The 23,140-nt window shown below is 37.1% G+C and carries 24 protein-coding genes; 5 read left to right on the forward strand and 19 right to left on the reverse strand.

Translation table 11 applies throughout. From position 1 onward, the window contains the following. Window positions 1-219: 219 nt before the first annotated feature. The 7 genes from A3854_RS08285 to A3854_RS08315 form a co-directional block, all read right to left on the reverse strand. Complete coding sequence (locus A3854_RS08285; RefSeq protein WP_180378676.1) at window positions 220-975, reverse strand: flagellin; 756 nt, start codon at window positions 973-975, stop codon at window positions 220-222. A gap of 84 nt (window positions 976-1,059) precedes the next feature. Next, the gene (hisD, locus tag A3854_RS08290; RefSeq protein ID WP_084042078.1) at window positions 1,060-2,352 is read right to left on the reverse strand and encodes a histidinol dehydrogenase; all 1,293 of its coding nucleotides are present in this window, start codon (window positions 2,350-2,352) and stop codon (window positions 1,060-1,062) included. Then, the gene (locus tag A3854_RS08295) at window positions 2,349-3,200 is read right to left on the reverse strand and encodes a pyridoxal-phosphate dependent enzyme (RefSeq protein WP_084042079.1); all 852 of its coding nucleotides are present in this window, start codon (window positions 3,198-3,200) and stop codon (window positions 2,349-2,351) included. Before A3854_RS08295 ends, hisD begins: the two co-directional genes overlap by 4 nt. After that, window positions 3,193-4,284 carry an OmpA family protein gene (locus A3854_RS08300; protein ID WP_084042080.1) on the reverse strand — a complete coding sequence of 364 codons (1,092 nt, stop codon included), beginning with the start codon at window positions 4,282-4,284 and terminating at the stop codon, window positions 3,193-3,195. Before A3854_RS08300 ends, A3854_RS08295 begins: the two co-directional genes overlap by 8 nt. After that, window positions 4,281-5,594 (reverse strand): MotA/TolQ/ExbB proton channel family protein, encoded by a 1,314-nt coding sequence (locus A3854_RS08305; RefSeq protein ID WP_084042081.1) that lies wholly within the window; start codon window positions 5,592-5,594, stop codon window positions 4,281-4,283. The genes A3854_RS08300 and A3854_RS08305 overlap by 4 nt, the downstream gene beginning before the upstream one ends. A 4-nt stretch (window positions 5,595-5,598) precedes the next feature. Then, complete coding sequence (gene fbaA, locus A3854_RS08310) at window positions 5,599-6,663, reverse strand: class II fructose-bisphosphate aldolase (RefSeq protein WP_009294115.1); 1,065 nt, start codon at window positions 6,661-6,663, stop codon at window positions 5,599-5,601. 15 nt (window positions 6,664-6,678) lie between these two features. Beyond that, window positions 6,679-7,497, reverse strand: a complete 819-nt coding sequence (locus A3854_RS08315) for a peptidylprolyl isomerase (RefSeq protein ID WP_084042082.1) — start codon at window positions 7,495-7,497, stop codon at window positions 6,679-6,681. A gap of 94 nt (window positions 7,498-7,591) precedes the next feature. Between A3854_RS08315 and nth the strand changes: the two genes are divergently transcribed. Next, window positions 7,592-8,224 (forward strand): endonuclease III, encoded by a 633-nt coding sequence (nth, locus tag A3854_RS08320; RefSeq protein ID WP_084042083.1) that lies wholly within the window; start codon window positions 7,592-7,594, stop codon window positions 8,222-8,224. On the opposite strand, the gene dsbD is transcribed toward nth, so the two are convergent. After that, the gene (dsbD, locus tag A3854_RS08325; protein WP_084042084.1) at window positions 8,217-9,947 is read right to left on the reverse strand and encodes a protein-disulfide reductase DsbD; all 1,731 of its coding nucleotides are present in this window, start codon (window positions 9,945-9,947) and stop codon (window positions 8,217-8,219) included. The genes nth and dsbD overlap by 8 nt on opposite strands. 105 nt (window positions 9,948-10,052) lie before the next feature. Here dsbD and ppk2 point away from each other — a divergent pair, with 105 nt between their 5' ends. Beyond that, on the forward strand, window positions 10,053-10,862 hold the full coding sequence (gene ppk2, locus A3854_RS08330; RefSeq protein ID WP_021091543.1) for a polyphosphate kinase 2: 810 nt from the start codon (window positions 10,053-10,055) through the stop codon (window positions 10,860-10,862). A gap of 50 nt (window positions 10,863-10,912) precedes the next feature. On the opposite strand, the gene A3854_RS08335 is transcribed toward ppk2, so the two are convergent. From A3854_RS08335 to A3854_RS08350, 4 genes are all read right to left on the reverse strand, one after another. Beyond that, window positions 10,913-11,344, reverse strand: coding sequence for a trehalose-6-phosphate synthase (locus tag A3854_RS08335; protein ID WP_084042085.1), 432 nt, complete (start codon window positions 11,342-11,344; stop codon window positions 10,913-10,915). A 126-nt stretch (window positions 11,345-11,470) separates the two neighbouring features. Further along, the gene (gene dnaK, locus A3854_RS08340) at window positions 11,471-13,345 is read right to left on the reverse strand and encodes a molecular chaperone DnaK (RefSeq protein ID WP_084042086.1); all 1,875 of its coding nucleotides are present in this window, start codon (window positions 13,343-13,345) and stop codon (window positions 11,471-11,473) included. Between the two features lie 35 nt (window positions 13,346-13,380). Further along, the gene (grpE, locus tag A3854_RS08345; RefSeq protein WP_084042087.1) at window positions 13,381-13,923 is read right to left on the reverse strand and encodes a nucleotide exchange factor GrpE; all 543 of its coding nucleotides are present in this window, start codon (window positions 13,921-13,923) and stop codon (window positions 13,381-13,383) included. Further along, a complete protein-coding gene (locus A3854_RS08350; RefSeq protein ID WP_084042138.1) occupies window positions 13,920-14,714 on the reverse strand; it encodes an HrcA family transcriptional regulator in 795 nt (264 codons plus the stop codon). The genes grpE and A3854_RS08350 overlap by 4 nt, the downstream gene beginning before the upstream one ends. A 347-nt stretch (window positions 14,715-15,061) precedes the next feature. Between A3854_RS08350 and A3854_RS08355 the strand changes: the two genes are divergently transcribed. Both A3854_RS08355 and A3854_RS09660 read left to right on the forward strand, forming a co-directional pair. Beyond that, a complete protein-coding gene (locus A3854_RS08355) occupies window positions 15,062-15,307 on the forward strand; it encodes a DNA-binding protein (RefSeq protein ID WP_072594609.1) in 246 nt (81 codons plus the stop codon). After that, window positions 15,308-15,481 (forward strand): hypothetical protein, encoded by a 174-nt coding sequence (locus A3854_RS09660; protein WP_021091517.1) that lies wholly within the window; start codon window positions 15,308-15,310, stop codon window positions 15,479-15,481. 105 nt (window positions 15,482-15,586) lie between these two features. On the opposite strand, the gene kdsB is transcribed toward A3854_RS09660, so the two are convergent. From kdsB to A3854_RS08385, 6 genes are read right to left on the reverse strand one after another with little or no spacing between them, the layout of a single operon-like run. Further along, a complete protein-coding gene (gene kdsB, locus A3854_RS08360) occupies window positions 15,587-16,300 on the reverse strand; it encodes a 3-deoxy-manno-octulosonate cytidylyltransferase (protein WP_084042088.1) in 714 nt (237 codons plus the stop codon). Then, the gene (gene thrC / locus A3854_RS08365; protein ID WP_084042089.1) at window positions 16,297-17,760 is read right to left on the reverse strand and encodes a threonine synthase; all 1,464 of its coding nucleotides are present in this window, start codon (window positions 17,758-17,760) and stop codon (window positions 16,297-16,299) included. Before thrC ends, kdsB begins: the two co-directional genes overlap by 4 nt. After that, the gene (gene cutA / locus A3854_RS10040) at window positions 17,741-18,070 is read right to left on the reverse strand and encodes a divalent-cation tolerance protein CutA (RefSeq protein ID WP_084042090.1); all 330 of its coding nucleotides are present in this window, start codon (window positions 18,068-18,070) and stop codon (window positions 17,741-17,743) included. The genes thrC and cutA overlap by 20 nt, the downstream gene beginning before the upstream one ends. 50 nt (window positions 18,071-18,120) lie before the next feature. Next, window positions 18,121-19,041, reverse strand: coding sequence for a tetraacyldisaccharide 4'-kinase (locus A3854_RS08375; RefSeq protein WP_084042091.1), 921 nt, complete (start codon window positions 19,039-19,041; stop codon window positions 18,121-18,123). Then, window positions 19,034-20,164 carry a DegT/DnrJ/EryC1/StrS family aminotransferase gene (locus tag A3854_RS08380; RefSeq protein ID WP_084042092.1) on the reverse strand — a complete coding sequence of 377 codons (1,131 nt, stop codon included), beginning with the start codon at window positions 20,162-20,164 and terminating at the stop codon, window positions 19,034-19,036. The genes A3854_RS08375 and A3854_RS08380 overlap by 8 nt, the downstream gene beginning before the upstream one ends. A 10-nt stretch (window positions 20,165-20,174) precedes the next feature. After that, entirely contained in the window at window positions 20,175-20,912 is a 738-nt protein-coding gene (locus A3854_RS08385) for an NAD+ synthase (protein ID WP_084042093.1), read from the reverse strand. A gap of 120 nt (window positions 20,913-21,032) precedes the next feature. On the opposite strand from A3854_RS08385, the gene A3854_RS08390 reads away from it, so the two are divergent. Next, window positions 21,033-21,635: an MBL fold metallo-hydrolase gene (locus A3854_RS08390; protein WP_084042094.1), complete on the forward strand. Its 603-nt coding sequence runs from the start codon at window positions 21,033-21,035 to the stop codon at window positions 21,633-21,635. Window positions 21,636-21,803: 168 nt separating this feature from the next. Here the strand turns inward: A3854_RS08390 and A3854_RS08395 are convergent, their stop codons facing one another. Beyond that, complete coding sequence (locus tag A3854_RS08395; protein WP_084042095.1) at window positions 21,804-23,054, reverse strand: porin; 1,251 nt, start codon at window positions 23,052-23,054, stop codon at window positions 21,804-21,806. Between the last annotated feature and the right edge of the window lie 86 nt (window positions 23,055-23,140).

A 23,140-nucleotide genomic window follows, 5' to 3' on the forward strand; every position in this document is an offset into this window, starting at 1 on the left:
TATAAAAATTTAAAAGACACAGGCCGTGATATTTTTGCTTGTTATCATAAAAATGGTTTGGGTTTGCCCGAACTCGAGAAAATCTAGCATCAAAATTCCTCAATATGCCTATACCTATAATCTAAACTATAAACATATTTCATCCAAACAAGATAGGATCATTATAAAAAATTTATTAGAAACTAAAAAAGAATTTACCGGTGCAAGACCGGTAAAAATTTATTCAGCTAGAAGTTTATCTAGTTTTGTGGCCAAGCTCGTAGTATCATGAGCTTTAGCTAAGCTCGCAGCATGTAGCTTTAAATTTGCTTGTAAATTTTCTTCCAAGCTCTTTGCGATGTCGCTGCTATCAAGATTTTCTACACTATTAGCATTCGCCACACTTCTTGCGGCTAGAGCATTTATACCTCTAAATACAGCATTTTGTGTTGATCCGATCTCTGAGCGAAGTGAATTTACATTTTTTAAAATTTCACCTGTATTTGAGCCGTCATCTTTGACATTTAAAAGAGCATTTGTGCCCAAATTTATATTTTTTGTACTCTCGCCTGTAAAAAATCCAAGCTCAGCATCAAATACGTTTTTACCGTTAAATTTAGCCTCTTTTACGCTATCATTCATAGCATTTCTTAGTGCGTTGATTTCGCCCTTTATGCCTTTTTGTTCATTTGCTGAGAGAGTAGGATTTGTAAGCTTACTTGAAAGCTCGCCTATTCTATCTGTACTTTTACTTAAATTTAAAAGCGTTGAGTCAGCGATTTGAAGCATACCTATCATATCGTTTGCATTTGCCAAACCTTCGTTCAAGACATTTGTTTGTGACAGCAAACTCTCTGCGATTTGCAAATTTGCACCTGAAGCTTTGATCTCGCTGTTTGCAGAGATAGCATTTAGCGCTTTCTTCTCGCTATTTTTTGCTTGATCTAAATAATAGTTTCCTGAAGCCTGGTTTGCAGTATAAGTTCCTAACTTCATAACAACTCCTTTTTAATAATTCGCTATGGATTCTACTATAAATTCTATAAAAAGTTGCAAAATCTCTATAAAATCCATTTTTCTTTACTCTTCTAGCCTCACTGCAACTGATTTTTTATGAGCGGTTAGCCCCTCAGCTTCAGCTAGCTGCATGCATGATTTACCAAGATGCATGATACCTTTTCTACTCACTGAAATGATCGAACTTCGCTTCATAAAATTTTCAACTCCAAGTGGTGAGTAAAATCTCGCACTTCCACCAGTTGGCAATGTGTGATTTGGTCCAGCGATATAATCTCCCATCGCTTCAGGCGTAAAGTGTCCAAAAAATATAGCGCCCGCATGAGTCACATCATCAATATAACTTAAAGCATCGTTTGTAGCGATCTCTAGGTGCTCAACAGCAAGCTCATTCATGAGGGCAAAACACTCTTTTAAATCTTTTGCCACTATTATTGCAGCTTTATTTCTTATGCTTGCACTTGCGATTGGCTCACGTTTTAGTGTCTTTAGCTCATCTTCGATGTGTCTTTGTACTGCCCTTGCAAAAGCTTCTACTGGCGTTATCAAAAAGGCACTTGCGATCTCGTCATGCTCAGCTTGAGAGAGCATATCGATAGCTATGTGGCGAGGATCGGCACTATCATCAGCGATGACGCCTATCTCACTTGGACCAGCGATCATATCGATATTTACGTCGCCATAAACTAGCTTTTTAGCAGTCGCTACGTAGATATTGCCAGGTCCTGTGATGACATCAACTTTTGGCACCGTTTCGGTTCCATATGCCATCGCTGCGATCGCGCTTGCACCGCCTATTTTAAAGGCTGTCTTTATGCCACAAAGGTGCATTGCCGCAAGAAGCAAGGTATTTACCTTGCCATTTGGCGCTGGAGTGCACACTACAATCTCTTTTACGCCGGCTACGATCGCTGGGATCGCGTTCATAAGAAGCGAGCTAGGATAAGCCGCTTTGCCACCTGGGATATAAAGGCCTGCGCGGTCAACCGCTGTGTATTTTGCACCAAGCAAGATATCATGCTCATCTTTATATGTCCAGTCGCTTGGCTTTGTGCGTTCATGATAGCTTTTTATCCTATCGTGAGCTAAATTTAAAGCTACTCTTAAAGCATTGTCTAGCGAATTATAGGCGGCCTCCATCTCTTTAACGTCGATTATTATGTCGTTTTTACTTGTAACGCTAAATTTATCAAATTTAGCTATCTGCGCAAAAAGTGCACTATCGCCATCTTTTCTTATCTCATCTATTATTCCAGCAACCACCGGCATTACAGCACTCATGTCATTATCACTTCGTTTAACCAGCTGTAAAAATTTACTCTCAAAATCAGCGTCACTACTATGAAAAAATTTCATTTATGCTCCTTTAATTTTAATTTTCTCTCATATCTTTGTCTTTGTGTAATGTTACCTAAAATTCCACCCTGATGGATGTATAAAATTTGATCCCCAAGCTTATTTAAATTTGCAAAAAGCGTGATGAAGCCAACAGGGTCATACACTAGGTCAAATTCCACGCCGCTTTTGCAAACCTCTAGCCAAATTTCATAAAGCTCTTTGTATAAATTTCCAAAATGATACTTCTTTGGCGGATTTAAAATTTGCACCTTGCTATTTTTGTCTAGCTCATAAATTTGCTTTTTTAGATAGTCGCCATCCCCCACGCAAGGGGCTGTAAAAACCCTAAGGTCAGTGTGCTTTGCCAAGTAGCATGCGCTTGTGCCAGTGCCTGAGGGCAAGAAAATGTCAGGCCTTATGCCACTTTTTTTGCTCCACTCATTTATCTCATTTGCTTGCGTGATAAAGCCAAGCTCGGCTTCACTTTGCGCCACGCCCTCATTTATAAAAAGTGCATTTTTGCTCTTTGCAAGCTCTTTAGCAAATTTCTCACGCTCCTCTTTCACAAAAATTTCCATACCATTTTCAAGTGCAAATTTGAAATTTCCAACCGGATCTTGCTCTAAATTTGAGCTTAGATGAGAGATAACGTAGTAAAATCTAAGCCCCTTTATCTTAGTAAAAAGGCTTAAGCTATACATCGCATTTGACTGGCTTGAGCCGTGAGATACGATGGCTTGGATGCCGTGTAGATCAGCCTTTAGAAAATACTCTAGTTTTCTTGCTTTGTTACCGTTAAACTCGCCTAGCAGATCATCTCTTAAAAGCCATAACTCTCGCCCCCTAAGAACAACCCGCTCAATCACCCTTAAACTCCAAAAATTTCTCTATCTCGTTGATAGCCTCTTTGTTTGAGAGTGAAAATTTGATCTCGATGCGTCTTGAAGCGTCTTTGTCTTCGGCTCCGTCTTTAAAAACTAGCTCATTGTAGCTTCGCCCGCTTGCCACGAGTAGCTTTCTAAGGCGCGCATCATCGCTAAATGAATTTATAAATTCCATCACCGCGTAAGCTCTTTTTTGTGAAAGCTCTAGGTTATAAATATAGCTTCCATCGCTGTCCGTAAAGCCCTCAATTATAATTTGATCAATGTTTGACGCGATATCCTTATCATTTAAAAGCACGTCGAAATATTTACTAAGCGTGGCCTTTAGCTCCTCTTTGACCTCTTCTTTTAAGACTGCACTGCCTTTATCAAAAAGTACTGAGGAGCTAAGCTTTAGCGCGCCTGAGTTTGGATCGATCTCGATGCTAGATCCCAGCCTATCCTTTAGGGCTGAGATCACTTTTACTCTGATGCCGGTTAAATTTTTCACTCTATCACGAGTGACGTTTAGATCCCTTAAAAGCTCGTCATATCTAGCCTCTCTTTGGCTCACTTGCTCGAGCAAAAAGGCGATCTTAGCTAAATTTTTCTCACTGCTTTCGTTTGCGTCACTAAGTGCTCTATCTTTTGATGAAATTTCATCATTTAGCACGATCATCTTTTGATTTAGATCAAAAATGCTAGCATTTAGCTCTTTTATGCTCGTATTTGCATCCTTGTTTTCATTTATTAGCTGAGCTAGCTTTTCTTTTAGGGCGTCTATTTGTATGACAAAAATTTCATTTGATTTTTTTAAATTTATGTTTTCGTCACTTATCTTTGAGAGCTCGCTTTTTAGGGCGTCATTTAGCTCTTCAAGGGTGAAATTTTTACCCTGAGCGGCTTTTAAATTTGCTAAAGCTGCGATGATGGCTTGCTCTTTATTTTCAAGAGTGTTTTGAGTTAGGACGTATTTTACGACGACAGCACCGATAAGTAGCATAAAAACAAAGAGCAGACCTGCCATCAAGTCCGCGTACGAAACCCAAAAGCTTGATTGATCTTCGTTATTTTTGTTTATTTTCATTGCACTAGATTTTCGATTTTTTCTATTACAGAATTTGCTTCTTTGTCGATCTCATCTATGTTCTTCTTAAGCTCAGCAATGAGGCTCTCGCGCTCTTTTTCACGCTCCAAGCTCCTGCCCTCTTGCTCGTAAGCTGCCTTAAATATCGTCGCACTCTCCACGAGTGAGGCTCTAAATTCCTTTAGTGCGTCGTTTTGCTCTTTCATGAGCGAGTAAGAGAACTCTCTTAAAACCTTGTCAAAGCTCTTGATAGTCTGCTCAAATTTGAGCTGACCCTCTTTTGTAGCATTTAAATTTCTACTAAAAATTTCGCCAAGCTTTGCATGCTCGGTTAAAATTTTAACCTCCATATCTTTAAAGGCATTAGAAAATGCACTTACTACCTTTAGCATATCAGAGTGGATTTTTACAAATTCATCTTGTTTTAGGCTAGCTTCATTTAGCATTTTTAGACTTGCGCTAAGCTCAACCTTGCTTTGATTTATAATATTTTTCTCAACCTCGCAAAGCTCTTTTAGGCTATTAAATTTCTCATTTGTCTGCTCGCTTAGCTCTTTTACAAATTTATCATCAAGCACCATTTTAAAGGCGTCGTGACTATCTTTAAAGTAGCCCACACTCGCTTTCATGAAATTTACATTTAGCTCATTTTCCTGCCAGAAAAACTCTCGGCTTAGCTCTTTTTGCTCGCTGTAAAATCTCTCAAATTTACTAATGCCGATCTTTTCAAAAAACATCCACCAAAGCGCTAAAAATATGCCATATATCGATACATAAAACGCTGTGGCCACGCCGTTTAGCAGTATGGCGATCTCTTTTTCAAGTCCGTTTGCGGTGCTTGAGCTAAAGCTTGGCATGGAGATAGCGATACTAATAAATGTGCCTAAAATTCCAAGCATAGGAAAGACTGCTTGGCCGATATTTGCTAGGTTGTCATTTCTAAAATTTCTTGTGTAGCTCTCGAAAAAATCTTCAAATTTAGCGTTTGCCTTTTTGACGCTTGAAATTTCAAAGAGATGAGCGATGATAAATTCTTTTAGCCTTATCTTGTAATCTTTGGCATTTGCTAAGAAATTTGAGTAAGCGACCAAAGCGCTGTGACGTGAAAAGATAAAAGCGACAAAAAGTATAACGCCCATCATCACGATGGTGTGAAGCTTCATCTGAAAATTTATAACGCCAAGATACGCTAGTATCGCCAAGATGTAGATAGCTAAAGGGATAAAGATAACTTTAAAAAAGACAAAGAAAGAGTGAGCTTGGCGCTCTTTTGGTACGCTTAGCTCACTAAAATCATTTTGATTTTGCATAGGATTAGTTCCTATTTAGGCAGTTTAAGTCGCTAAAAGCAGTCTGAAGGCGCTTAACCATGCTCTCCTCGCCACTTCTTAGCCATTTCCTTGGATCGTAGTATTTTTTATTTGGTTTATCATCGCCCTCTGGGTTGCCGATCTGCCCTTGCAAGTATGCTCTATTTTTAGCCTCATATTCGCGTACACCGTCCCAAAATGCCCACTGCGTATCAGTGTCAATGTTCATCTTGATAACGCCGTAGCTTACAGCATTTTTGATATCTTTTAGTTCGCTGCCACTACCTCCATGAAATACAAAATTTACTGGCTTGTCGCTTTTTGTATTAAATTTCTTAGCGACATAGGCTTGTGAGTTTTTAAGAATTTCTGGTCTTAGTACGACATTGCCCGGTTTATAGACGCCGTGAACGTTGCCAAAACTAGCCGCGATGCTAAATTTATCACTTATCTTGCTTAGTCTTTCATAAGCAAGCGCAACATCTTCTGGCTGAGTGTAAAGAAGCGCATTATCAACACTTGTGTTATCCACACCATCTTCTTCGCCACCAGTGACACCTAGCTCGATCTCAAGGCTGATGCCAAGCTCGCTAAGCTCTTTTAGATACTTCTCGCACGTGCTTAAATTTTCGTTGATATTCTCTTCGCTAAGATCAAGCATGTGAGAGCTAAAAAGTGGCACGCCGTGAGTTTTTTTATACTCATGACTTGCTTTTACTAGCTCATCTATCCAAGGTAAAAGCTTTCTTGCGGCATGGTCTGTGTGTAAAATGACTGGTACACCGTAAGCCTTGGCAAGCAAATGAACATGCTTTGCTCCAGCGATCGCACCAAGAACAGCTGCATTTTCGCAGGCTTTACCAGCGTAAAAACCTGCACCGCCATTACTAAACTGAACGATAACAGGCGAGTTAGCAACCTTTGCCGCTTCTAAAACAGCATTTACTGAGTCGCTACCTACGACATTTACAGCAGGTATTGCAAAACCTTGCTCTTTGGCATAAGCATAAAGTTTTGTTACATCATCTCCGCTTAAAACACCAGGTTTTACGATATCTAAAACGCCCATTTTATCCTCCAAATTTTATTTGTATTCTATCTTTGCTTTTTGGCGTAGAGCTTCACTTTTTTGTCTAACAGCAGCTTGGAATTTCTCCATTTTAACAGCTTGCTCGATCTCTGCTTTTGCTTGCTCAAAGCTTACAGTACCAGCAGCTTTGCCATCTTCTTTTAAGATTACATGGTAACCAAACTGAGTTTTAACTGGCTTAGTTGAAACTGTGCCATTAGCCATTGAAAATGCTGCGTCTGCAAAAGGTTTTACCATTTGGCTTTGACCAAACCAGCCAAGCGCGCCACCATGTGCTGCTGAGCCTTTGTCGATTGATTTTTGGCTTGCTAGCTCTGCAAATTTCTTAGTTAGAGCCTCGCCTTTTAAATTTTTAAGTTGAGCGATGATGTCGTTTGCTGTTTTTTCATCTTCAACTAAGATATGTCTTGCTCTTGCTTGAGCTGGTTGGTTCATGCTAGCTTTGTTTTTGTTGTAAAAATCTCTTAAATCGCTATCGCTTACTTTTATACCATCAAATAATTTTCTCATATAAAGCTCAACTGCGATGCCTTCTTGTGCAGCTTTTACAGCCTTGATGTAATCAACATCTTTTTCAATGCCTGTCGCTTTTGCGTCTTTTAAAAGAAGTTTTCTGTTGATTAGATCGTCGATTATACGTTTTTTCTCATTTGGTTGAAGCTTGCTAGCGTCAAAACCTGGCATAGCCGCTGATAAAAGTGCTGAGATATCGCTATCGTTTATAGCATCGCCATCAACTGTTGCAACTACTGCTGCGTTTAGAGTGACAGCTGCAGCTAAACTTAAAACTGCTGGAAACAAAAATTTTTTCATATAAATCCTTTAAAAAATTGATTTTATGGGCAAAATTATATCAAATAATGCGGTAACTTTTCGTTTAACTTGCAATTTTAGGTAAAATAGCCAAATGAGAACAAAAAAAGATATTTTAGAGATAAAAAAGAGGCTTTTAGAAGAGTTTAAAGACGCCAAAAGCGAGCTTAAATTTAGAAATTTATATGAACTTCTTGTCTGCGTCATGCTCTCAGCTCAGTGCACCGATAAAAGGGTAAATTTGATCACACCTGCCCTATTTGAGGCATATAAAGATGTATATGAGCTAGCTAGCGCAAATTTAGCGAGTCTAAAACTAATGATAAACTCGTGCAGCTTTTTTAATAACAAAGCGGTAAATTTAATCAAAATGGCAAATAGCGTGGTTGAGCTTTATAATGGAGAAATTCCGCTTGATGAAGAGAAGCTAAAAGCGCTTGCTGGAGTTGGACAAAAGACCGCTCATGTCGTGCTTTTAGAAGCTACAAATGCAAATGTTATGGCTGTTGATACGCATGTTTTTAGAGTATCTCATAGACTTGGCTTAAGCAGTTCGAAGACGCCAGAGGCTACTGAAGCTGATCTTAGCCATGCCTTTAAAACAGATCTTGGCAAGCTTCATCAAGCTATGGTGCTCTTTGGACGTTACACCTGTAAAGCCAAAAAACCGCTTTGCCATGAGTGTATTTTAAATGATCTTTGTAACAGCAAGGACAAGATTATTTAATTTTCTCAAGCTTTGCTAGAAAATTTTTAGCATCTATAAAACCAATAGTTCTAAGAAATTTTAGCTCATCGCCGCCATTAAATAACAAAAGCGCAGGCGGATCAATAAGCCCAAAATTTCTTAGCATCTCATCATTTTGTGATCCACCATTTGTTACATCGATACGAATAAGTGCAAAATTTGCCAAAGCATCTATAACATCACTATCTTTAAAAGTGATCTTTTCTATCTCTTTGCAGCTTGCACACCAATCAGCATAAAAATCTACTAGAACGGGCTTCTTTGAGTTTTTTATTATCTTATTTAGTTCATCTAAATTTTTAACGGAATTAAATTTTAACGCACTATCACTTTTTGCCAAATTTAGTCCAGAAAGCGGAGAAAAAGCCTCCTTTGAGCCCAAAAATGAACCAACTATTAGCATAACTGAATATATAAAAACTAGGATAAAAAACGCTTTTTTGAACTTAGCCCAGCTTTGCTCTGCTACTTCAAATGCGCCAAAATAAACTGCCATAAAAACGCCTATAATGCCATATCCTAATAGCTCAAAAAATTCTCCGAGCACACGTGCAAGGATCCAAATCGCCATTATGAGCATTAAAAAACCAAAGATTTTTTTCACTTCATCCATCCAGCTACCAGGTTTTGGCAGAAGCCTCCCAGAGCTTAGCCCAATAATAAGTAGTGGCACGCCCATGCCAAGCCCCATGACAAAAAGCATAATGCCACCATAAAAGGCATTTCCACTTTGGGCAATATAAAGAAGTGCGCCCGCTAATGGTGCTGCAACGCAAGGTGATACGATTAGAGCTGAGGCAAAGCCCATAATAAAAATTCCAACATAGCCTGAGCTATTTTGCGATTTTTTACTTATCAAATTTTCAAATTTTGCTGGCAATTTTATATCATAAAATCCAAACATGCTAAAGCTTAAAATGACAAAAATGGCCGCAAAAGTGCCAAGTACATAGATATTTTGCAAAGCACCTGCGATACCAAAGCCAAGTAGGCTAGCTGCAACTCCAGCTAGTGCATAAGCTAGGCTCATCGCGACAACATAAATGAATGATAATAAAAAGCCTTTTTTTGCATTTAAATTAGCACCCTTTGAGACGATTATGCTTGAAAGTATCGGTATCATCGGAAAGACGCAAGGTGTTAGTGAAAGCAAGAGACCATAACCAAAAAAAGTAAGAAGTGAGATAAAGAAATTTTTATCTCCAAGCCCATTTGCAATATCTTGCTCGCTAGAAAATTCTTCAGCAAAGCTGTCGGCATCGTTTTTTTGCTCTTTTTTAAAAGTGGCGATGCTAAATTTTCCAGCTTGGTCAGTTATCTCATAAATTCTGCTTTGTGGACGGTAACAAATGCCGTTTTTAGCACAGCCTTGATAGTTAATGTCAAGTATCGCTTTGCCATGTGAAAGATTTTCTTTTACTAAATTTAATGGGATAAAAATCGAAAAATCTTTTGGATAAATTTCATATTCTCCCGTATTTTCACTACTTGGCAAATTTAATAGCTCATTTATCCTTTTGCCAGCTAGCTTAATCTCAAAACTCTCTTTATAAAGATAGATATTTTCACCAAAGTTAAACTTCACTTCAACATTTTGACTATCAACGCTTGGAGTTAAAACAAAGGCTTTACTAACATCTAAAACCTCGGCAAAAAGCGAGCCTGCAAATAAAATAAGCGAAAAAAGAAATTTTAAAAACATACTAATCCTTGCTAAATTAAAAAAGATGATTTTAGTCTAAATTCTTAAATTTATTCTATTTTATTGTAAAATTGTGAAAATACGTGAAATTTTAAAGGAGCAAAGATGTCAAAAGACAAAAAACACCAAAAAAGCGAGAAGCTTGGCTACGAGGAAGAGCTTAGACTACTTCAAATTGAACTTTTAAAATTTCAAAATTACGTAAAAGAAAAAGGCCTTAGAGTACTCATGCTAATGGAAGGGCGCGACGCAGCCGGCAAAGGAGGAACGATAAAACGCCTAACTGAGCATCTAAATCCAAGAGGTTGCCGTATAGTAGCGCTTGCTAAGCCAAGTGATGTCGAAAAAACGCAGTGGTATTTTCAAAGATATGTGACTCATCTGCCAAGTGCCGGAGAGATCGTGATCTTTGATAGAAGTTGGTACAATAGAGCTGGCGTTGAGCCAGTAATGGGCTTTTGCACGCAAGAAGAGCATAAGGAATTTTTACGTGAAGTGCCAAAATTTGAAGAGATGATCATAAATTCCGGTATAATTTTCTTTAAAATTTATCTATCAATCACAAAAGATGAGCAGAAAAAACGCTTCAAAGAGAGACAAAATGATCCGCTAAAGCAGTTTAAAATTTCACCCGTTGATCAAAAAGCGCAAGAACTTTGGGATCAATACTCTATCGCTAAATATTCTATGCTTCTTGCCTCTCACAATAGCATTTCACCATGGGTCATCGTCTCAAGCGATAACAAAAAAGAAGCTAGGCTAAATGTCTTTAAATTTATCCTAAGTCACGTTGAATATCCAAAAAAGATAAATGACTACTTGGAATTTGACAAAAACGTCGTAAGAGACGGAAGTGAAGAGATAAAACGCATAGAAGAAGGGCTAAATAAAGACAAGTTAAAGAGTATCGATTAGAGAATTTTTAACTTCTAGCTGGCGATTTACTTAAATTTGCTAGCTAAACTTTAAGCCCACCACATTACTTTTGCTAAAATGACCATTATTAGGCAAAGCACTAGAGCTATTAAATGTGAAAATTTACCAAATGGATCAGGCTTTTTTAAAATAACTACATTAAAAACAGAGATAAAAGTTACAAGGCACATTATGAGTAAAACAAAAATTTTTACAAGTAGTAGCTTTTGAAAGTTGCTTTGCCACCAGCCAAGCTCGCCTCCAAAATAGTCTTTTGCCATATAAGCGCCACTTATTAAAAGCAATAAAAATGCCGTGCCAAATACCTTTGCACTTCCTTTTGTATAGGCTTTTTTAACTATTTCAAGGGTTTTAGCATCAACCGTTTTTTTAGCAAACGGATATATGCAAACATCAAAAAATACGTATCCTATAAATACAATGGCACAAATTAAATGAGTAATCAAAAAAAATAAATACATTTTTTGCCTTTTTTGTTTGGCATTATATAAATTTTAACTATTTAAACTGCTTATTTTGAATCAATTTTAAGAATTTATGAAGATAAATTTATAAAAGAGCAAGGCAAGCGCCCTGCTCTAGGAGTTTTACTCGACTTCAGCGTCTATAACGTCGTCGTCTTTTTTGTTGTTTCCACCGTTCGCACCAGCGTTTTCATCTTTTTTGTACATAGCTTCTGCTAGTTTGTGGCTGGCCTTGCTTAGAGCTTCTACTTTTGCATCGATTTGCTCTTTTGAAGAATTTTCATCTTTTAAGACCTCTTTTAGGTCGTTTAGTACAGCTTCGATGTTACTTCTATCTTCAGCTGGGACTTTCTCGCCAAGCTCGCTCATGCTCTTTTCAGTTTGATGAACTAGTGCGTCAGCCTGGTTTCTAGCTTCGACTGCGTCTTTACGCTTTTTGTCCTCTTCTTTGTGAAGCTCGGCGTCTTTTACCATGTTATTTATCTCTTCTTCGCTTAAGCCGCTTGATCCAGAGATGGTGATGTTTTGGGCTTTGCCAGTTGCTTTATCTTTTGCTGAAACAGTTAAAATTCCGTTTGCGTCAATGTCAAACTCAACTTCGATTTGAGGAACACCTCTTGGAGCTGCTGGGATGCCTTCAAGGTTAAAATTTCCAAGTGATTTATTATCCCTTGCAAACTCACGTTCGCCTTGTAAAACCATGATAGTAACGGCACTTTGGTTATCTTCAGCAGTCGAGAAGACTTGGCTTTTCTTAGTTGGTATGGTTGTACCTTTTTCAATTATCTTTGTCATCACACCGCCAAGTGTTTCGATACCAAGGCTAAGTGGAGTTACGTCAAGAAGTAGTACATCCTTAACGTCACCTTTTATAACAGCACCTTGTATAGCAGCACCGATAGCTACGACCTCATCTGGATTTACGCTCTTATTTAGCTCTTTACCAAATGCTTTTTTAACCTCTTCTTGAACTAGTGGCACACGAGTTGAACCACCGACCATTACGACCTCTTTGATGTCGCTTTTATTTAAACCAGCGTCTTTTGTTACCTCGTTTATCTTAGTGATAGTCTCGCCCACAAGTGAGTCGATCATGCCCTCAAATTTAGCACGAGTTAGCTTTTTGACAAGGTGTTTTGGACCAGTTGCATCAGCTGTGATAAATGGTAAATTTATCTCAGTCTCTTGAGCTGAGCTTAACTCTTTTTTAGCATTTTCAGCAGCTTCTTTTAAGCGTTGAAGTGCCATAATATCGCCTTTTAGATCGATACCATTTTCGTTTTTAAACTCGCTTACTAGCCAGTCGATTATCTTGTTATCAAAGTCATCGCCGCCCAAGAATGCGTTACCGCCAGTTGCCAAAACTTCAACGATATTATCACCAGTCTCTAGCACTGTAACGTCAAATGTACCACCACCTAGGTCGTAAACTAAAATTTTCTCAGCCTCTTTTTTATCAAGACCATAAGCAAGTGCTGCAGCTGTTGGCTCGTTGATGATACGAAGTACGTTTAGCCCTGCGATCGTTCCAGCCTCTTTTGTAGCTTTTCTTTGGCTATCATTAAAGTAAGCTGGCACAGTAATAACCGCATCTGTTACCTTCTCTCCAAGATATGCTTCAGCATCTTCTTTTAGTTTGATAAGAATTTTTGCTGAAATTTCTTGTGGAGTGTAAACCTTACCAGCGATCTCAACCGCACAAGCGCCGTTTCTATCCACGACGTGATATGGCAAGCGGCTTTTTGCCTCTTCAGCATTTTTTTCATTGCTCATCAAACCCATGATACGTTTGATAGAATATATCGTTTTTTCAGGGTTTGTAACTGCTTGACGTTTTGCAACGTCACCTACTAGAATTTCACCCTTGTCTGTGAAAGCAACAACTGATGGAGTTGTATTTTTACCCTCTTTGTTTGGGATAACTTTGCTCTCGCCGCGCTCAAAAACGCTCACACAAGAGTTTGTTGTACCTAAGTCTATACCTATAACTTTTGACATATTTTTCCTTTTTATTAGATTTTATTTTTATAAATTTAGTTTGCTACACTGACCATAGCTGGGCGCAAAACCCTACCATTTATCATATAGCCTTTTTGCAAAGCCTGCACGATTTGACCACTCTGCTTCTCCTCGCTATCGACCCTTAAAACGGCATTATGCACGCTTGGATCAAACTCAGTATCAGTTGGTATCTCGCTTACGCCATGCTTTTCAAAGCATTTTTTAAACTGATTTATAGTTATCAAAATACCCTCTTTGATCTTTTTAGCAAATTCATCATCTTCTGGATCAAAATTTGCAGCGATCTCAAGAGCATCTATGACTGGTAGCAAATCCCTAGCAAATTTCTCATTTGCATAGTTTGCAACGTCCGTCTTCTCTTTTTCATATCGCTTTTTAATATTTTCAAACTCAGCATTTGCTCTATAGTATTTATCAGTTATCTCCCCGAGCTCTTTTTCAAGTTTCTCAACCTTTGAAATATCGCCAAGTGCGTCCAAATTTACACTATCATTAGCTAGTTCTTGCACAGGCTCAACCTCAGGTAGGTTTTGCTCTTTTACCTCTTCGCTCACGCAGCCTCCTTTATTAGATTTATAAATTTCACATAGTCAGTATAAATACTGCCAGCACAGATCATCTGTGCTTCGTTGCCAAGATAGTTTGCACTAAATTTGAGCCCCATAAAATTTTCATCAAACATAGGAGAAAATGTAAGTTTTTCATCCATTTGCAGACTAAAACTTGGGTCAAAAACCATCTTAAAACGTCTATCCTTAAACATATCAAAGGCTAAAATTTCGTTTTCTTGGAAGTAAATTTTAGTCCTTTTAAGCTCTCTTATTTTACTTTTTAGTTCGCTTAAACCAACTTGAGAGCAGATAAGCTCAAGCTTGTTTAAACTAACTCCGGCAAGATTACTTAAAAATTTATACATCCTAGCATCAAATTTAATAACGATCTCATCTTCACCAAAATTTAAGATCATATATCTATCGTTTAAATTTAAAATTTCTAGCAACTCCTTATCGATCGTGCCAAAAATCATACAATAAAGCTCAAATTCATCGCATAACTTTTTCAGTTCTTCGGCATCATTTATCTCCAAATTTATATCACTTATAGTAAAAATTTCACTCCAATATCTTCTCATCGCTGCAACTGTAGGTATCCTACCGCCACTAATGTGAAGCTTTGTGATCTCGCCCTCATCTGAAAGCTTTTTAAAATAAACGCGTATCGTAGAAGCTGGAATAGCCGCGCTCATACGAGAGCCAAGCTCGTTTGAACCAATAGGCGCATTGTCCTGCAAATAGGCTTCAATGATAGAATTTAGTATCAAATCACGTTTATTTGTTTTACTCACTTTTAGCACTCTTTCTTTTTAATTGCTAAGCGGATTATACAACTTTAGTTTATCAATGTCAAGTATTTAAGTTTAAATAATTTATTTATATATCTTTAGTCTATATAACTAAGCTTATCTAATATCAATTATATAAATTTTCTCAAAAATTAAATTATAAAAAATAATTAAACAAACTTAAAAGTCTTTTATATTACCTCTACGTTCTAATATTTTTATACGTTTTTACGTACTAATATAATGTTTTATAGTATAATATATAATATATTTTAATTTATTTATACGTATTTCTATTATTTATATATTGTTTTATGTATACTTAATAAAATAATCCGTATAATACTTTAATGATTGAAACAAGTGATATATTTAATTTGCTTCACAATGCAGTTGAGGCAAAAAATATCGGTAAGAAAATTTCACAAGCAAAAATGGCAGAAGAGCTTGGTGTACCAATGAGAACATATCAAGATTGGAGGCTTGGCAACTCAAAGCCACAAGCTGCTGCTGCAGTTTGTAAGCTACTATGTGAGCTTGACGATGATGAAATATTATTTGTTATCAATAAGATGAGAAAGTTGTTAGGAAAATAGATGGAAAATTTGACACAAAAAGAGAGAATAGACCTTGAAAGCGTGTTTGCAGCTATCTGCACTAAGAAAGAGCCTAAATTTTTAGGTTTCTATAAAGACTTTTACTCGAGTGCGATTTTAAAATTTTACGTAGTTAAAGACAGAATTAAAAAAATAAAAATCAAGAAAAATTAGTTTTATATTATTTGAGTAGAAAAATATTTTTTGCTGCATTTAAAGATTAATAATTTAGATAAATTCTCCTTAAATATTGACTTTATTTAAAGAGAATTTGCCAACTTATTTCTTACCAAATTTAGCTAGCGCTCTTTGGTAGTCCTCTTCGCTATCGATGCCGATACTTTGACTTTCAACCTCTAGCATCGCTATATTTTTGCCATTTTCTAGGGCGCGCAGCTGCTCGAGTTTCTCGGTATTTTCAAGGCTTGAAGGCAAGAGGCCGCAAAACTCTTTTAGGCTCTTTACGCTGTATCCATAGATGCCAAGGTGCGCCTTGTAGCTTTTGCACTCGCTTCTATTAAATGGTATCCTTGATCTTGAAAAATAAAGCGCGTAGCCCTCAAAATCAGTCACCACTTTGACTAAATTTTTATCATCCGCAAACTCATCGTCCATCTTTTTATAGCAAGAAAACATAAAAGCTTTCCCTTTGTTTTGCTCGCAAAAAGCCCTAAATTTAGCGATGTTTTCAGGCTCGATAAATGGCTCATCAGCCTGAACATTTATGATGATCTCGCTCTCGCTTAGCCCCAAAATTTGCGCCGCTTCGTTTATCCTGTCAGTGCCACTTTGATGATCTTTGCTAGTTAGCACAGCTTTTATGCCGTGAGCTTTGGCGATATCCAGCACACTTTGCTCATCCACAGCAACTGCCACATCATCCACGCCACTTACTCTAAGAGCCGTTGCCACAAACATTGGCACGCCATTTATCTCTTTTAAAATTTTGTTACTAAACCTTGTTGAGGCAAGGCGAGCCGGGATGATTATCATCGTTCAATCCATTCTAGGACGCACTTTTTGATCTCGTCCTCTTTTATGATATTTTTATGCAAAATTTTTGTACTAAATAGCGAATTAATTGAGCTTGGCACGCTGTCGTTTAAGATTTTAGCGGTCTTTGCGAGCGCATCTTTTTCATCTTTTGTATCTTTGATCTGGCACGCTTTGATCATGCTTGGCGTAAATTTTACCCAGTGCGCAGTCGAAGTAATGACGTTTATTCGGCTAGCCTCCACCATTTTAAAGCAAGTAGCTGTATGCGGATCGATCGCGTAGCCGCCCTTTGCAAACTTTGCAATGTATGCCTCGCACTCCATATCGTCGCACCAGCTAGCCTCAAAGTCCTCTTTTAGCGCTTCAAGCTCTTGTTTGCTAAGCTTATAAAATTTGTTTTTTGCGAGGCTTTGCATAAGCTCATTAGTTCTAACGCTACCAAATTTATCAAACAGCAAACGCTCGACATTTGAGCTGATCAAAATGTCCATGGCAGGGCTTATCGTCTTAACCAGCTTTTTGTCCCTGAGGTCGTAAATGCCGGTGGTAAAAAACTGCGTCAAGATGTTGTTTGCGTTTGAGGCGATCTTGATCTTGCCGATCTTTGCGCCCATTTTTTTAGCGTAATACGCCCCAAGTGCGTTGCCAAAATTTCCACTTGGCACGATGATGTCAAAGCTCTCGTTTGCCTTAAGCGCCTTTTGCTTTAGTAAATTTGCGTAGGCGTAGGCGTGGTAGATGATCTGAAAGAGTATCCTGCCAAAATTTACCGAGTTTGCCGCACTTAGCTTAAGGCGCTTTTTCTTTAGCTCAGCCTTAAATTTATCATTTGCAAGCAGCATCTTTAGCGCCCTTTGAGCGTCGTCAAAGTCGCCTTTTATGCCAAAAACCTTTAAATTTTCACCTTCTATGGTCTGCATTTGTAGCTTTTGCACCTCGCTCGTGCCACCATCTGGATAGAGGCAGACGACCTTGATATTTTCGTCATTAGCAAAGGTTTGAAGTGTCGCAGGGCCGGTGTCGCCGCTAGTTGCACACATGATAAGGTATTTTTCGCCTCTTTCTTTTGCTAGCTGGCTAAGCAGCGAGCCAAAAGGCTGAAGCGCCATATCCTTAAATGCCCTAGTTGGGCCGTGATATAGCTCATTTACGTATAAATTTTTATCTATTTTTTTAAAAATGACTGGGTGCTTTGGATCGTCAAAACTCGCGTATCTCTTAACCGCCTTTTTGAAAAACACCTCTGGCACATCAAATTTAAATAGTGAGATGATGTGAAGTGCGAGCTTTTCGTAGCTTAGACTTGAGAGCTCTTGCCATTTTGATTTTGTTATCTTTGGCAGCTTTTTTGGCGCATAAAGTCCGCCATGAGCGGAGCTTGGGCTAAGCATAGCTGTGCTTAAATTTACATTTTTTACCTTTTCATCTTTTACGCTTCTAGTTGGTGTTAGTCTCATTTTTTGCCTTTTTTGGTTGATTTTTTATCCAAGTTTCATACTTTTTAAATACCTCTTTTGGCTTAAGTGCCAAGATTTCTGGGGTTTCGTAGCTGTGGTGCTTTCTTATAAATTTAGCTACTTTTTTAAATTTCGCGTCCGTTTTTATGAGTAAAATTTGCTCTTTTTCACCAAAAAGCTCCTTTTGCCAAAGATAAATGCTTTTTGTGCTAAAGCTACTCACACAAGCTGCAAGGCTCTTTTTTACGAGCTTTTTACTTAGTTTTTTTGCCTCTTTTTTCTTTGCGACCGAGGTGATTAAAATTCTCATTTTGATCTAAATTTTCCTTTAAGAAAGTGGCTCATTATAACAAACTGGGCTTAAATTTGTCGCTCTAAAACCTTTTTAAACTCTTCACTTAGCGTAACTTCAAGCGTTATAAGCGATACTCTCAGCCCAAAGTCCTTTGCCTTTACATAGTCCTTTTGCGTCATCAAAAGCGAGGCTGCATCATATCTTTTTAAAATCTCTTCTAACTCATCTTTTGAAAAATCATAATGGTCAGGGAAAAAGACCTGTCCCACACACTCGCTAAAAAACGCTTCAAGGCGGGCTGGGTTTGCTATGGCGGTAACTAGAACCATTTTTTCACTTTTATTTAAAATTTCACTCTTTCTGAAATGAGTTTGCCCTTCGATCGCCACAAAATCAGCAAATTTATAAAAGCTAAATGGATATCTATAAGCCCCGCTTGGTAAGCAAAATTTTAGTCTTGGCTCTGGGTTTGGGCGTACTAGAATGTCAAATTTGACTATGTCGAATTTAGAAAATCCGTCATCCAGTAAGATATACTTTGCACCTTGCTCTTTGGCATATTTTATAGCTACTTTCCTATCTTCGCTTACTATCACATTTGCGTTTTTAAGACTTGTGGCATATATCATCGCCTCATCGCCACTTGCTGCTACGTCAAGTAAAATTTTGCCGTCACGCGCGACAACTTGCATGCCTTTGCTCTTTCTTTTATAGCCTCTAAGAATGATAAAAGCGCCCTCGTAATTTTTAGCGATTGCCACGCAAAGCGGGGTCTTACCACTTCCTCCAAGTGTCAAATTTCCCACGCTTATTACCTTTATGCCAAAGTCTATTTTTCTAGCAGTAAATTTCTTAAGCACAACAATAAGAAAATAGATAAAACTTAATGGCAAAAGTAAAAATGCTAGTAAAATTTGAAAGAAATTTGGGCGAAAGAAGTAGTCATTCGCCCAAGCATGCAAGAAAATATTTAATTTCTTAAACACGAGTTTTAGAAATTTCTTTTACTTTGCTGCAGATGTATTGCACCTCTTCGTCACTCAAACTATGATAAATAGGCAGTGACAACACTTGCTGATAATTTTTTAAAGCATTTGGAAAATCATTTACTTTAAGTGAGTATTTGTTTTTGTAATAGCTTAGTAAATGTATCGGTATGTAGTGCAATGATGTGTGAATGCCGTGTTCCAAAAGCTCTCTAGCAAAGCCGTCACGATTTTTGTTTATCTTAATAATATACTGAGTATAAATGTGTTCACGTTTTTTGACAGGGATTGTTATATTGTGGCACTCGCCAATCTCTTTATCATAAATTTTTGCGATCTCTTGTCTTCTTTGTATGAGCTTGTCTGTTCTTTCTAGCTGCGCAATAGAAAATGCTGCATTTATCGAGTTTATATCATACTTTAAGCCAATATCAACGACATCATAAATATAACTCAAGCTACCAAATTTATCAATGCCATTTACAAGAGCATAGTTGCGAAGTAGTTTTGCTCTTTTATAAATTTCCTCATCATTTGTCGTAAAAAATCCAACCGTTGATATAGGATTTTGCACACGTGAATGTGTTTGAAAGCATGACAAAAAGGAGTCTGAGCCAACTTTTTTGCCATTGTATGTTAAGCCCATACCGCGATTTGCATCATCTAAAATTTTTACACCGTATTTCTCACAAACCGCCGTTATTTCGTCCATCCTAGCACTTTGCCCTGCGATGTGAGAGATAAAAGCACATTTTAATTTTTTATGATTTTGCTCTTTTAGCACTTTCTCAAGGGCGTCTGGGCAGATGTTAAAATCTTCTTCATCAACATCCACAAAAATAGGTTCAGCATCAAAATGTCTAACAGCTTGTGCAATGCTAGGAAAAGCATTTATGGAGCAAATGACCTTATCTCCGCGTTTAGTGTCAAGCGCGCTTAGTGCCAAGTGATGTGCGGCTGCGATATTATTTGTGGTAACTACAAATTTTGCACCAAAATACTCTTTTAACTTCTCTTCAAATCTAGCAACGATATTAGTAGTATTTTCAGAGTGCAAAGCCTCTTCAATAAGCTCACTTTCACGCTCAGTGATAGTTGGTCTATAAAACGGAATCTCTCTCATCTTTAATCCTTTAAATTTTCACTATCAACGGCATTTGTCGTTTAAACCTGTTTGAAACAACTCTATTTTCTATATCCGATACTGCTTTTAATCCGAACTTTTTGATGACTTGCTCCTTGTTATTTTCTAAATTTTCTAAAATCTCATCAATAACAGTATAACTGTAACCTATGTCGCCTTCGTCACTTTGTCCATCCCACAAATCAGCCGAAGGTGCTTTATTGATAAAGTTTTTATCAACCCCAAGATGTTTTGCAAATTCAAAAATTTCACTTTTGTAAAGCTCTCCGATAGGATTTATTGCACATGCTAAATCCCCAAATATCGTACCGTATCCAAGCATAAGCTCACTTTTGTTGCTTGTTCCGATAACTAGAGCGTTTATACTAGATGAATAATCATAAAGCAAGCTCATTCTAACTCTAGCTGCTAAATTCCCTTTTCTTAAATTGCTTAAATTTACATCTATCGTTTCGCAAAAGGCATTTAAAATGCCCTCTATGGATAAAACCTTATATTTTATGTTTAGTTTTTCGCATAAATTTAAGGCGTCATCCATATTTTGTCTGCTTGATGATGCTGTTGGCATGATGAGTGCATGAGTTTCATTTGGTTTTGCTCTTGCACACAAAGTCGCTACCACAGCAGAATCAATACCTCCACTAACACCCAACAACAAATTTTTATCTTTAGTTTTATCTTTTAAGCTAAAAACTAAAGTTTCTTCAATCTTTTGATACTCCTTCATTCTTCCTTTGCCTAGATTTGCTTCCTTTTGCAAAAATTATACTAATTGAATTTAAAATTTTTCTTTAAGTTTAAGTAAAAAGATGTAAAATTTTAAGAAATAATAAATTTAAGATAAAAAATGAGAGTAATACACAAAAGCTTTGGAGATTTTGGCACTAATTGTTACATCGTTACAAAAAATAATTCATCTTTAGTGATAGATCCAGGAGACGGGGCAAAAGAATGGGTTTTACAAAATGCTAAAAATTTAAAAGCCATCCTTTGCACTCATGGGCATTTTGATCATATTTTTGATGCTGGTAAATTAAAAGATGAGCTAGAAATTCCAGTTTATATTAATAAATTTGACGCTTTTATGTGTGAAAATGACATTTTTGGCTATATGAAAAGTGTATTTAAGCCAGATGTTTTAGTTGATAATGATGAAAATTTTAACATTGATGATTTTTGCATCAAATTTCATCATTTTCCAGGACATACACCAGGCTGCTCGATGATAGAGATAGATGACACGATGTTTAGTGGGGATTTTTTATTTAGAGGAAGCATAGGACGCTGGGATTTTCCTTTTTCAGATAAAAACGAGATGCTAAAAAGCCTAGAAAAGTGTAAAAATTTAAAAGGCAACTTCACGCTTTATCCAGGGCACGGAGAAGTCAGTACACTAAAGACCGAGCAAAACAATATTGGTTATTGGATAGGTATAGTAAAAAATAGCTAAAAATTTCGGTGGAATTAATTTCAAATTTCAAGCTTCTAAAGTACACTTAATCACTATTAAAAATTTATATTTTTATAAAACTAAGAGTCAATCAAAAAGAGTAGAGAAATTTTAGGAGTCTATTAAATTTTAAAAAGGTCCGAGCGAAAGCTCGCTCGGATAAAGGTTTTAGAAGCTATATTTTGCTTCAAATCTTATACGATTTTGTTTGTAGTTTTCACCATCTTTTTTGTCTTTAGCAGCTGCATACCAAGTTAGGAAATTAAGTTTTTTGCTATATTTGTAACTAGCTTGTGCATACCACTCATTTCTTTTTGCTCTCTCTTTATCAAGAGCATAGCTTGTGCCTTTACCTTGAGTATAACCAGCGCCAAGACCAAATTTATCTATATCATATCCAGCATTAACAAACCAGTAATCGTTGTCACCTTTGATATTATTGTAGTATTGTTTGCCACCACCACTCATTACGCTATTTAGTATTTTAGTTGGGTTGATTAGCTGACCATTTGCATCGATTGATGTAAATGCGATTTTACCACTATTTCTAGCATCATTATCTTTATTTTTAGCGTCAAATTCTAGGTAACCAGCATTAAATTTAGCACCAAATAGTTTTGTTCCAGCTTGAACAGCCCAAAAGTCAGCATCAGCTACTTTTTTGTGATCTGAATCGCTATAAACATATTGACCTTTTAGGTTTAGGTTTATATCGTCGGTTACATTAAAACTAAATGCTGCTTCAGCACCATAAAGTGTTGCTATTTCTTGTAGATTTGCAATAGCTGCCTTAAATGATACTGGATCATAGCTACCAACAGCACCTAAATAATAGAGGTTAGCAGGGGCATCATGGAAAGTTGCGCTATTAGTTACAGTAGTTAAGAAAGGTCCATCTACTTCATTATCATTGTTTTCTATAGCATCATAAGCAGCAGCTGTTAAAGTAAGACCAGACACATCTGTACTTACCACTTTTAAACCAGTAGCTGCTATATCACCATCATCATAGAAAGTTTTGATAAGTTGTTTGCCTGCTGTAATAGTAGTGTCAGATACTTTGTATCCTAGATACATCTCATATACACCAAAAGAATTTGTTGTATTTGTTTTATCTGTACCAGTTGCTACTTTATCGCCTGAATCATCAGTAGCAGCATATCTTAGTGTCAATACACCAAAGAAATTATCATCAATAGCGGCTTTAAATGATGTTTGCATTCTAAAAGCATGGCCTGCAGTATTACCTTTTACAGTATCAGCTGTAGTTTTCTTAGTACTATCATTTGTATAACGATATCTTGCAAATCCTGAAAGATCTACATTTTTTATAGCTTCTTCAAGTGGAGTTGCACTTGCAACGCTTGAAAATGCACCTAAAGCAACCAAAGCAGCTAAGCTAACTTTTGTAATTTTCATCTAAATCTCCTTTTGATAAAAAGCTTTGAAAGGATATTATCACAGAAAATTAATTTTATTGCTTAATTTTCCTTAAAAATTTAAAA

The organism is Campylobacter concisus, from assembly GCF_002092845.1.
Lineage (GTDB): Bacteria > Campylobacterota > Campylobacteria > Campylobacterales > Campylobacteraceae > Campylobacter_A > Campylobacter_A concisus_AQ.